The following is an 11,155-nucleotide window of genomic DNA, read 5'->3' on the forward strand; positions in this document are numbered from 1 at the left end:
TTCGCGACGGTTCGCTCCTAGCCAAACAACAGGGTCGGCAGGAAGGTGACCAATGGCGGCATGAATGTGAGCATAAGGAGTACTGCGATCATTGCGGCCAGATAGGGCAGGAACTCCGTGAATTCCTCGACCGAGCAGCGCGTGATGGAGCAGACGGTGTACATGACGGTTCCCAGTGGCGGGGTGAGGGAGCCAATCGTCGTGTTGAACACGAGCACAACGCCGAAATGGACCGGGTCGACACCGAGCGATTGCGTGACCTGCAGGAGCATCGGGCCAAGGATGATCATCAGCGCCAAACCGTCGAAGATTGTGCCGAGGATCAGCAACAGGACGTTGATGAGGAGCAGCAACACATACTTATTGTCGGAGAGCGTCAGCAGGGTCGTGACGAGGTGTTGGGGTATCTGCTCGAGGCTCAATATCAACGAAAAGACTGAGGCGGCAGCGAGGATGAACATGACGTTGGCCGTTGTGTGCGCGGACTCGCGCAGCAACTCATAGCTGTCGCGCCACCTGAAGCCACGATAGACGAGCACGCCGACAATGAACGCGTAGACTGCCGCGATGGCGCCTAGTTCCGTGGGTGTGAACCAGCCTATACGTAGACCGAACAGCAGAAGCACGGGCATCGCGAGCGCCCAGAGAGACAGCCGAGCGAAGCGACCCACCTCGCGGAGCGATGCTCTCTGTTCCCGGGCTGGGACATAGCCGCGGCGTCCCGCCGACCATCGGACCATCGCCATGAGCGTGAACGCTATCAGGAAAGCTGGTACGATGCCGCCAATGAATAGCCGCCCTACGGATGTATCGGTCACCAATCCATAGACGATCAGGCCGATGCTGGGCGGCATGATGGGAGCGATCATGCTCGACGCTGCACTGATCATCGAACCGTATGCATTGCTGTAGCCGTGCTTGCGCATGATCGGCACGATTGTGCGCGCATCTATCGCAGCATCGGCATTGGCCGAGCCGGACATGATCGAAGAAACCGCCTACGCGATGGGAGGGACGCCGGTCCTGATGGCCCAAGACTATCATAGAGGAACGGCATTCCAGTTCAGCTTCATGCGGAAATAGGCGGCGGACTAGTCCCGCACGAGGCCATTCGGGTGAAGGCGCGCCGTTGTTCAGTGAGCTTCCTTCTGAAACATACCGCCGGGCAGCATAACACGAATTCCCGCTTCATTCGGATCGAGCGGATCGGTATCTGAGGGCGACGGCGGATCGTCGATGGGGGGCGGCTGTTCGACCTCCGCATCGTCTCGTTCACCAACATCGGGTTGGAGCGGCCCAGGATCGGGTTCGGCGAACACATACGTGCCCTCGTACTGTCCGGTGCGCCATGCCTCGAGCGCATCGCCCAGCACAGCGCCGTCGTCTGCGCCATGAGCATGCGCGATGATCCGGTAGACCTTCCCGAAGAGCACGGTGCCCATTCGGACATTGGTGCAGGGATCGAAGACGTCCGTGGTGATTTCGGTTGGATCAGAGATTCCCACCCCGACTGGATAGTTAGTGACGCCCGCTCGCACCACTGCGCTGCCGACGAAGCGCTGCGCCAGGCGCGCCGCCTCTTCCGGCGTTTTCGGGAGTCCTGGCAGAATGATGCGATTGCCGGAGGTGATCGAGATCGCCAGCGGATTCTCGGTGCCGACCGCGGCGATGAAGCGCTCGACTATTTCGATCTTCACCCCGGGATCGGCGCACTGTTCAAGGAAGGCGGCATCGAACATGGAGGCTCCGATCAGGTGTTGATGGCGAGGACGAGAGGTAGGTTGAACAGCCGCGCCCAAGCCGTGGTGGCGGCAATCTGAATCGCGACGATGTCCGTGCCGCCGGTCCACCAGCCATTGGCCGGTGCAACCAGCACATCGGGGGATCCCAACGCGGACTGCAGCATCGGCCAGACGAGCAGCTGCTCGTAGCAGATCAGCGTCGCGACCCGGTTGCCGCGCACCGAGACCACGGGGTTGCCAAAGAAATCCGCATGGGCACCGGCCTGCGCCCCGACCAGGCTCAACCAAGGCTGCCACATCGATACTGGGACCGGCATGCGCTCGCGGTAGCGTACGGACGCTCCCAGCCCCGTCAGCTCGAGCATGACATTGTCGTAGCCGGTTTCATCGACAATGACGGCGCCGCCATAGACGCTGACATCGAGGTCGTCGAGCGCCCGGGTCCAGAGCCGCTCGATCGTCGGCGTCCAGACACCCAATGCGCTCTCCGGCAGCACGACAACCTTCGCGCCGGCCGCCGCCTCCTCCCGGCCGCGATTGATGGTGTCGAGATGCTGCTCGTAGCCAGCATAGGCGCCGTTGCTGCCGCCGAAATTGGTGTCGACGCCGATCCAGCCTTGCGGCAGACTGGGGACGGTCCAGTATGCGGCGGACCAGATCCAGAGACCTCCTAGTGTCAGGATCGCGATCGGCCGATACCTTGTCGTCATGACGAGGAGGCCGGTCGCTGCCGCCCCGACCCCGAGCCAGCTCCAGCCGGGAAACAGAATCCCCGCGGCGGTGATTGGGTGGGCCCAGCCGACGATGCCGAGGGGCGGCACGCTGAGCAGCACGGCGATGATCGCATAGCGGATCACGCGGCCCCCGCCCGGTCGCGCGGTCCACAACAGGGCATGTGTGCCGACGAACAGGACTGACGCCGCGATCCAGAGCGCGATTCCCGCCTCGAAGCCGGCTCCGTAGAAATTGCTGACGCCCTGCGGCAGCCCGCGCGAGGCGGCAAGAAAATAGCCGGCGCTGATGAACGCGGCGCAAACCTGCGTCGGCGCCAGCGCCCAGAACGCGGGAAAGAGCACCGCCGCCGGCAGGAGGCGCGGCTCGCCGCTCCACGCGATGAGCCCGGTCCCAACCGCCGCGGTGACCAGCACCACCGACCGAACGAGATCAGGGCGTGAAGACCAGGAGCGGCTGAGCCAAGCCAAGGACGCCGGCGGCCGGAATCGGCCCGAAATATCTCGAGTCATAGGAACCTGCGAATTCTGAAAAGAGGAAGAGCTGGTCATCCGGGACCATGCCGCCGGTCGCCGGTGTCAGTGCCCTGCCCGCGCCGTCGGCAAAGCGAACGGAAGAATGGGGAAGATGGACACCATCGACGGTGATATCGCCCTCGATGGCGATGTGCTGCCCCGCCACGGCGACGACGGTCTTGATCAGTGGCGAGAACCATCCGGGGCATAGGCCACGGCCGAGATAACCGCGGTCGCGCGCCAGCTCGAAGGCCGGATCCGGCGGCGGGCAGACGACGATGCGATCGCCAACGCCAGGATCGTGTGCCAGCGGTTCGATGCGCCACAGGCCGATTGGATAGCTCGGGGTGAGATTGACCCGCAGCCCGGAGATGAAGGCGATCCCAATGAGCATGGCGAGCAGCACGAGCGACGTGCCAACCAGGACGATCGGTCGGGCACGAACTGTCATTTCAGCACCTGGCTCTGTCGCTGCATCTGGCGCAATGCCTCGGTCTGCTTGAGCGCTTCCACCGTGCGTCCATGCGCTTCGAGCTGCTGCGCGGTCCGCATCGTCGGCCAGGCGGAGGCAAGCTTCTGCTGCTCGACCGGGGCCAGCCCGGCTGACGCCGCCTTGAACGCCGGACCGCCAGTATCCATGGCGGCATTGCCAAGCAGCGCCCGCTCGCCGAAGCGCTGCCGGACGGCAGTGTTGAGGGCGTCGATCTCGGCCTTGACCATGCGGTCGGCGAGCGCGAAGCTGAGGGCGGCGGGCAGGTCATTGCGGTCGATGGCATCGCGCACCTTCGCGAGCACGGTCTCGGCGGCCGGAGACAGCGCCGGGATATCGATCGAGGCCCGCTGGCGCACGCCAGCCTCTTCGGCCACGAGGCGTTTCATCGCCTGCTCGCGCATCGTGAAGTAGCGCTCGAGGTCGCGGCGCAGCGCCGGCACATTGGTCTCGGCAATCTGGCGATCATTCCTGTCACCGCTGCCGGCGAACATGCCGGTGCGGCCACGCAGCGGGCCGTAGCCTGCGGGCTCCTGCTCGATCTGCCGAAGGCGATCGGAACGCGCTGCCGGGTCGGAGAAGGCGGCCTCGATGCGCATCGCTCGGAACGCCATCTCGGGCTCGGCATAGATGCGACGGATGCGATCGGAGACGAGGTCCCACTGCTTGGAAACCGCCTTGTCGGATTGCAGCTTCGCCTCGGCGGCATCGGCAATCGTGAGCGCAAAGCTGGTAACGCCCTTGACCATGGGTTCGGCCTTTCGGGTTGATTGAACGGTGGAAACGTGGCGGTCGACGAGGCCGAGACGAGCGCCGAAAGTCCGCAGCTTCTCGCCCAGTTCGCCGAGGTGTGCCTTCTGGCGCAGGGTCCAGTCGAGCCGATCGCGAACCAACGTTCTGGCCACGCGGACGAGGTGAAGACCGCGGCTATTGGCGAAGCTAAGCGCCTGCGCGTAGAAGCGGCCGCCGCTATAGTCGAGCGTGGTTTCCTTGGCATCACGCCGCTCGAGGACCTTCGACAGCCCGCCGGCCATGGCGAAGGATCGCTTGCCATAGTAGAGCGTCACATCCTCGCGGTGCCGGGTCATCGCCACATAGGTCAGGTGCCGGTTCAGCGAGAGCGAGGCCAGCACCTGGACGCGATCGACGGTGGCGCCCTGCGACTTGTGGATGGTCGTCGCATAGCCATGATCAATGTTGCGATAGGTCCGCTGCTCGACCTGGACCCGACGGCGCGCATCGCCCTCGCCCACCTCGGCGACAATGCGCCCGGGCGCCGCTTCGATGACCCTGGCCAGCATGCCGTTCTTGATGCCGAGCGCGCTGTCGTTCTTGAGGAAGATGAGCTGGTCGCCGGCAGCAAATTGCCGGACGCCATCCTCGGTCCGGAAGGCATGGCCAGTCTCAATGACCCCGCGCTTAATGAGCGCCTCTCGGGCCCGCTCGTTGAGATCGCGGACGTCACGGCGCAGATGCGCGAGGATCAGCGCGGTCTTGGCCGGATCATAGGAGCGATCCCAATCGGCGATCAGCTTGTCGATGGCCTCGCCCTTGAGATTTTCACCGATGACCTTGCCCTTGGCGGCATAGGTTTTGATCGCGGCGTCGATACGTCCCCGCGCCAGGTCGAGCGAGGCCGCGCGCATCCAGGCGTCCTTCTGCCGATAGATCGTCTCGAGTTCGGCATAGCCGATGCGCTCGACAATGGCGCGGAAGGCGGAGCCCGCCTCGATCGGCTGCAGCTGCTCGGGATCGCCGATGAGAACCAGCTTGGCGCCGGCCTTGGTGACAACGTCCACAAAGGCCGCCATCTGCTTGGAGGCGACCATGCCGGCCTCATCGAGGACGAACACGGTCTTGTCGTCGAGCAGGTCCCTGCTCTCTTTCCAGCGCAGCTCCCACGATGCCAGTGTGCGCGACGCAATCCCCGCTTCTTTCTCCAGCCCCTCGGCGGCCTTGCCAGCGAGCGCTCCGCCGATGACCCGATAGCCGGCCGCTTCCCAGGCTTCGCGCGCGGCCTTCATCATGGTGGTCTTGCCGGCGCCGGCGCGCCCCACCACGGCCGCTACCCGCGCGCCACCGGCGACATGCTCGATCGCGGCCTTCTGCTCATCCGACAGCCGGTCATGGCGCGCAAACACCGGCGCCAGCACCTTCTCCCGAACGCCATGCGACGAAGCCCTGGCGAGATAACGCGCGCGATTGACCATTTCGGATTCGATACGGACCATCTCGCGCGTCGTGAGCTTCGGCGGGACCCGGGCGCCAGTCGCGAGATCAACGCGCTCGACGTCGAGCCGCAAGGCTTCGGGACTGGCGAGAACACGCGGCAGCAATCGTTGGAACGTGGCGACATCGTCGATGTAGCGATGAAGGAGTTTCGCGACATCCCTCTCGTCAAAGACGCTCTTCTCGTTGGTCACCAGCTCGAGCACAAGTTCGGGACGCGCCGCGATGCGCTTGGCGTTGACGCTGCGTTTGGCTTCATGCAGCGCAAGTCGTTCGAGATTGATGCCGCGACCGGCATCGCCGCCCTTGCGCTGCATCGCCTTGGCGGCAACGCCGATATGAGGGGTCGGCAGGATGTCGATGCCGCGCTCGGCATAGGAGCGGCCGTCGACACGGATTTCGAGTCCGGCCAGCGCCAGATGCTGGTTCTGCAGATCGAGCCAGGCCTGACGTTGTTGCAGGAACTCGGTCTTTTCGCCGGCCCAGAGCCGATACTGGATTTTGCCGCTGCCCGTGCGCAGCGGCAGGCCATCGGGCCCGACGACCGCGACCTTCTTCGCGCCGAAGCCGCTTGCCGTCAGCGGCCGCAGGCTGGTCATCAGGTGGACGTGTGGATTGCCCGGTTCCTCATGATAGACCCAGTCCGCAACCTGCCCGCGGCCGAGGACCTGCTCGAACACGAACTGCCGCATCAGAGCGATGTTCTGGTCGCTGCTCAGCTCCACCGGCAGGGCGATGATGAATTCCTTGGCGAGCTGCGCATCGCCCCGTTTCTCGAAGGCCTCGACCTTGTTCCAGAAGGCTTCGACCGCGCCAGCCACCGAACGGTCGGCGATTAGCGCCCTCGCCCAGTCCGGCGCATCCGGCGGCAGCAGGAATTCCTCGTGCGCCAGCTTGCGCTTGTTGGAATAGTCGACCGTCCGGGCCTCGGCCTCGTGTTCCATCCGCGCGCAATGCCGATAGGCGGCCGACAGCACGGCGCTGCGACCATCGCCGCGGGAGATGAGCTGGGGCGTGAAGTGCGTGATGGCCAAGGCGAGCGACGATCCCGGTGACGGCAACAGGTCGTCCGGAGGGGAGAGCCTTGCCCGGCTGGGCCGGGCGGAGCACGTCGCGTCAGCGACGTATTACTGCGCCCTTGGACGCATTCCTTCGGAACGCTGGGATGATCCACCAAAGTGTCGGCTTCGCCGACCCGTCGAAAGTGACGGGTCGCGCTGACGCGCGTCCCGGTCGAAGCTCGTCATTGGAAAAGTCCGAATGACGAAAGGGAAGCAACCGGGATGAAGAAGCCATCGTCGAAGATCAGGGAAGAGATCGGGCGCTTGCAGGAGCAGCTCAAGCAGGCCGAGACCCGCGAGGCCGAACGCATCGGGCGGCTCGCCCTGAAGGCCGGACTCGGCGATATCGAGGTCGAGGACGGTGACTTGGTCGCGGCATTCGAGGACGTCCTGGGAGAATTTCGGAAGGGGAGCGGACGGCCCAGCCGGCAGACCGGTGGCACGGTCCCGGCTGGCGCGCCTCAGGGGTCGAGTGGCGAGGCTTGAGCGGATGCGACAGGCAAGCCAGACCGAGGCGCGCCGCAAGGACACGCGCGAGAAAATCCAGCTCGGCGGGCTGATCGCCAAGGCAGGGCTGCGCTACGAGAAGCGGGCGCTGCTTCTCGGCATTATGATCGATGCCGCCGATCGCATCAGGGGCGACGAAGCGGAACGCGCGCGGCTGATGGCGCTAGGCGAAAAGGCGTTCATCAATGACACCGACTAGGATGGTGATGCTGGTTGCTCCCGCCGTGCTGATGCTTGGGGCGCTGCTCGGTCTCAGCGGAGTAGAGCAGTGGACGGCCGCCTTCGGAACGACGCCGGATGCCCGTGTGATGCTCGGGCGGCTCGGCATTGCCCTGCCCTATGTCATCGCCGCCGCTACCGGGATCGTCTTTCTCTTTGCTGCGAGGGGCGCGGTTGCGATCCGCACGATGGCAGTCGGCGTCCTCATCGGCACCGCCGCGGTCGTCGCTGCTGCGGTTGCGCGCGAGAGCTTCCGGCTGTCGGGCTTCGCCGACAGCGTGCCGGCGGGCGCCAGCCTCATGAACTATGTCGATCCGGCGACGTCGATGGGCGCGACGATCGCCGCCGTCGCCGGCGTGTTCGCGCTGCGCGTGGCGATGCGCGGCGACGCCGCATTCGCCTCCGTCGCGCCGCGCCGCATCCACGGCAAGCGCTCGATCCATGGCGATGCCGAATGGATGGCGCTCAAAGATGCCAGGCGCCTCTTCCCCGAAGCCGGCGGCATCGTCGTCGGCGAAGCCTACCGGGTCGACAAGGACACGGTGGCCGAGCGCGGATTTCGCGCCGACGACCGAGAGACCTGGGGCACGGGCGGCAAGTCGCCACTGCTCTGTTTCGATGCGTCGTTCGGTTCGACGCATGGCCTCGTCTTCGCCGGCAGCGGCGGCTTCAAGACGACATCCGTCACAGTGCCCAGCGCGCTCAAGTGGGGCGGCAGTCTCGTCGCGCTCGACCCGTCCAACGAGGTCGCGCCGATGGTCGTAGAGCATCGGCGCAAGGCCGGGCGCGACGTGTTCATCCTCGACCCGCGCGATCCCTCGACCGGCTTCAATGTGCTGGACTGGATCGGCCGCTTCGGCAGTACCAAGGAAGAGGACCTGGTCGCGGTCGCCAACTGGGTGGTGACGGATACCGGCCGGCAGGCCTCGATCCGCGACGACTTCTTCCGCGCCTCGGCGCTGCAGCTCATCACCGCGCTCATTGCCGATGTCTGCCTGTCGGGGCATACGCAAAGGGAACACCAGCACCTGCGGCAGATGCGCGCCAACCTCTCGGAACCGGAGCCGAAGCTGCGCGAGCGCCTGCAGCTCATCTACGACAATTCGGGATCGGAGTTTGTCAAAGAAAACGTGGCGCCGTTCATCGCCATGACGCCGGAAACCTTCTCCGGTGTCTATGCCAACGCCGTCAAGGAGACCCATTGGCTGAGCTATCCGAACTATGCCGCCCTTGTATCGGGATCGAGCTTTGCGACCGGTGCGATCACCAGCGGCAAGACCGACATCTTCGTCAATCTCAACCTCAAGACGCTCGAGGCCCATCCGGGCCTGGCGCGCACCATCATTGGTGCGCTGCTCAACGCCATCTACAACCGGGATGGAAAGGTCGAGGGGCGCACGTTGTTCCTGCTCGATGAGGCGGCGCGCCTCGGGTATCTCCGCATCCTCGAGACCGCCCGCGACGCCGGCCGGAAGTACGGCATCAGCCTGGTGCTGCTGTTCCAGTCCATCGGCCAGATGCGCGAAGTCTATGGTGGGCGCGACGCGACCAGCAAATGGTTCGAGTCGGCGTCCTGGGTCTCGTTCGCGGCGATCAACGATCCCGACACGGCCGACTACATCTCGCGGCGATGCGGCAACACGACGGTCGAGGTCGACCAGCTGAGCCGCTCGACGCAGATGTCGGGGTCCTCGCGCACCCGATCCAAGCACCTGACGGCGCGGCCGCTGATCCTGCCCGAAGAAGTTCTGCGGATGCGTGGCGACGAGCAGATCATCTTCACCGCCGGCAACGCGCCGCTGCGCTGTGGCCGCGCGATCTGGTTTCGGCGCGTCAACATGACGGCCTGCGTCGCCACCAACAGGTTCCACCGGCCTATGGCGACATAAGGCCGTTTGCGAAAGGGATCGTCACGCGGATGCGCGGAGACCGCTTGCTGGCTCCGGGAGCGAAGCGAGTAGAGCCCGTCCGCCTCGCGGCTCGCCCAGATCGAGATCTCATCACCGGAATGAATCGATCCCGGTCCGGGGATTCAAACCAATCATTGGACACGTGGAGACATGCCGCGCGATTCTATCAACATGATCGCGCAGCCATACAAGCTCTATATCGAACGCCGCGACCCGGGTCGGAACATGGCCCGGTTCTACGCACTCTCGATCGAGAAAACACTGTTCGGACAGGCGCGCTTGGTGCGCCGCTGGGGTCGGATCGGATCGATCGGCCGGACAATGCAGCACTCGTTCGATACCGAGCGGCAAGCGGTCGAACTGTTCCTTGCGCTACTGCGGACAAAGCGGCAGCGCGGCTATGGCACGCCCGGTGCGGAACCAACGCCGCATAGCGACCGACCCATCACATCGCGTGATCAGGCGGGTTGTGTCGAGCGTGCCCAGACGTTTGGCCGCCATGCTGCGACAAGAGCGCCGATCTCCACCCCGAAACTCTTCCGGATGGGTGACGTCGGAGCGGCCGGCGACCCAGTCGAAGACGGTCGCAATGTCGGGTCCGATCGTCGCATCAACGGCGACGACGTCGAAGCCGCCGAGGCTGTCGGCATTCCAACGCCAGGATGAAGTTCGCCGCACGGTGGGCCTGGCCGGTGTCGCTCCTTGCAAGGTCGAGCAGCCGCTCGAACGCAACTCGTACGCTTCCGTCCATGGAAGGTCTCCTCGGTCGGTGGTTGCATAGTGCCTCAGCCTGGCTTGCTGGTCGATGGTGCGTCTTGGTCGATGCGATTGATCTCGTGGCCTTCCCGCAGCAGCTAGGCGTGTCTTGCCTCGCCTCGCGCCGTTCCAAGGCGCTGAGCACACAGTGCCGGAGTTCGGCGCGCCGCTCCTCGATGTCGTCGATGATCGTCATGGTGCTCACTCCCAACTAGTCCTGAAGACAAGGGGCCCCGCCTTGCGGCGGAGCCCGTTCGTCGGGTCGATCACTCCCGGGCCACCGGGCGGGACCAGATGAGCTGGAGGCCTTCTTCGCCTTCCACCCCGACCAGGGTGGCGTAGATCGGGGCGGGGAAGCTCGGGTCGTCCAGCTTGACCGAGAGGTAGTCGCGCTCGGTGCCCTGGGCCGTCTTCTGCCAAGCCGCGCCCAGCTCGACATTGCCGGAGAAGATGCGGAACTGAGGGCCCTTCTCGGAGGGTGTCTCGACGCGCTCGATGCGGGCCTTGACGTTGAGGTTGAGGGTCTTGATCGCGCCGGTGAAGCCGTTCGCGGTGGTGGTGAAGGTGCCGATGGTCGCCATTTGTCTCATTCCTTTTGGTCTGCCGGGCCGCGCCCATCGCGACCTCGATGGCGGTCGAAAGACCGGAGGCGATCGACCCGCACCCCGAAGGAGCCGGAACACAGTGGAGGGCGGCCGGGAGAGACTTTCTTGCCTCGCGAGGAATGCGGCGCAGCCGCAGGGGAGGAAAGTCGCGACCGGCTGTTGCGGGGATAAGAGCGAGATCGAGCATAGCGAGTTCGGCCTTCGGTCAGATCAGCCACATCGAGGACGCGGATGGACGTGGCTCTCCCCGGAACAAAGGGAATGAGACAGGTGGCACCGCATCGGCTCTAGTCTCACGATCCACCGCAAGCAAAGGCAAACACTGTGTTGCCTCACGCATCCTCTGTTGGGCATCTCGGCATCTATGTCCTCAAGAAGGGATGACGTAA

At 64.9% G+C, this 11,155-nt stretch carries 9 protein-coding genes and 1 pseudogene; 4 read left to right on the forward strand and 6 right to left on the reverse strand.

The features are described 5' to 3' along the window. Window positions 1-17: 17 nt before the first annotated feature. From ACE3TU_RS00505 to traA, 5 genes are all read right to left on the reverse strand, one after another. Window positions 18-983 (reverse strand): TRAP transporter large permease, encoded by a 966-nt coding sequence (locus ACE3TU_RS00505; RefSeq protein ID WP_374618782.1) that lies wholly within the window; start codon window positions 981-983, stop codon window positions 18-20. 150 nt (window positions 984-1,133) lie between these two features. Beyond that, a complete protein-coding gene (locus ACE3TU_RS00510; protein ID WP_374618785.1) occupies window positions 1,134-1,739 on the reverse strand; it encodes a conjugal transfer protein TraH in 606 nt (201 codons plus the stop codon). Between the two features lie 11 nt (window positions 1,740-1,750). Further along, a complete protein-coding gene (locus tag ACE3TU_RS00515) occupies window positions 1,751-2,890 on the reverse strand; it encodes a conjugal transfer protein TraB (RefSeq protein ID WP_374618814.1) in 1,140 nt (379 codons plus the stop codon). A gap of 16 nt (window positions 2,891-2,906) precedes the next feature. After that, on the reverse strand, window positions 2,907-3,395 hold the full coding sequence (traF, locus tag ACE3TU_RS00520) for a conjugative transfer signal peptidase TraF (protein ID WP_374618787.1): 489 nt from the start codon (window positions 3,393-3,395) through the stop codon (window positions 2,907-2,909). Window positions 3,396-3,436: 41 nt separating this feature from the next. After that, window positions 3,437-6,742 carry a Ti-type conjugative transfer relaxase TraA gene (gene traA / locus ACE3TU_RS00525; protein WP_374618790.1) on the reverse strand — a complete coding sequence of 1,102 codons (3,306 nt, stop codon included), beginning with the start codon at window positions 6,740-6,742 and terminating at the stop codon, window positions 3,437-3,439. Between the two features lie 249 nt (window positions 6,743-6,991). Between traA and traC the strand changes: the two genes are divergently transcribed. The 4 genes and pseudogenes from traC to ACE3TU_RS00545 all read left to right on the forward strand — a co-directional run. After that, the gene (traC, locus tag ACE3TU_RS00530; protein WP_374524816.1) at window positions 6,992-7,255 is read left to right on the forward strand and encodes a conjugal transfer protein TraC; all 264 of its coding nucleotides are present in this window, start codon (window positions 6,992-6,994) and stop codon (window positions 7,253-7,255) included. Between the two features lie 4 nt (window positions 7,256-7,259). Then, the gene (traD, locus tag ACE3TU_RS00535; protein ID WP_374524815.1) at window positions 7,260-7,475 is read left to right on the forward strand and encodes a conjugal transfer protein TraD; all 216 of its coding nucleotides are present in this window, start codon (window positions 7,260-7,262) and stop codon (window positions 7,473-7,475) included. Then, the gene (traG, locus tag ACE3TU_RS00540; protein ID WP_374618794.1) at window positions 7,462-9,384 is read left to right on the forward strand and encodes a Ti-type conjugative transfer system protein TraG; all 1,923 of its coding nucleotides are present in this window, start codon (window positions 7,462-7,464) and stop codon (window positions 9,382-9,384) included. The genes traD and traG overlap by 14 nt, the downstream gene beginning before the upstream one ends. Window positions 9,385-9,576: 192 nt before the next feature. Then, window positions 9,577-9,807 (forward strand): annotated as a pseudogene (locus ACE3TU_RS00545) (WGR domain-containing protein); the annotation flags it as partial. 620 nt (window positions 9,808-10,427) lie between these two features. On the opposite strand, the gene ACE3TU_RS00550 reads toward ACE3TU_RS00545, so the two are convergent. After that, window positions 10,428-10,742 (reverse strand): DUF736 domain-containing protein, encoded by a 315-nt coding sequence (locus ACE3TU_RS00550; protein WP_374618797.1) that lies wholly within the window; start codon window positions 10,740-10,742, stop codon window positions 10,428-10,430. Window positions 10,743-11,155 lie beyond the last annotated feature (413 nt).

The organism is Devosia sp., assembly GCF_041917035.1.
Classification (GTDB): Bacteria; Pseudomonadota; Alphaproteobacteria; order Rhizobiales; family Devosiaceae; genus Devosia_A.

What these genes read in the sequence shown, in the direction of transcription:
- ACE3TU_RS00505 (WP_374618782.1), bottom strand. Translation starts at nt 983, where the DNA reads ATGTCCGGCTCGGCCAATGCCGATGCTGCGATAGATGCGCGCACAATC.
- traD (WP_374524815.1), top strand. Translation starts at nt 7,260, where the DNA reads ATGCGACAGGCAAGCCAGACCGAGGCGCGCCGCAAGGACACGCGCGAG.
- ACE3TU_RS00510 (WP_374618785.1), bottom strand. Translation starts at nt 1,739, where the DNA reads ATGTTCGATGCCGCCTTCCTTGAACAGTGCGCCGATCCCGGGGTGAAG.
- ACE3TU_RS00550 (WP_374618797.1), bottom strand. Translation starts at nt 10,742, where the DNA reads ATGGCGACCATCGGCACCTTCACCACCACCGCGAACGGCTTCACCGGC.
- traC (WP_374524816.1), top strand. Translation starts at nt 6,992, where the DNA reads ATGAAGAAGCCATCGTCGAAGATCAGGGAAGAGATCGGGCGCTTGCAG.
- traG (WP_374618794.1), top strand. Translation starts at nt 7,462, where the DNA reads ATGACACCGACTAGGATGGTGATGCTGGTTGCTCCCGCCGTGCTGATG.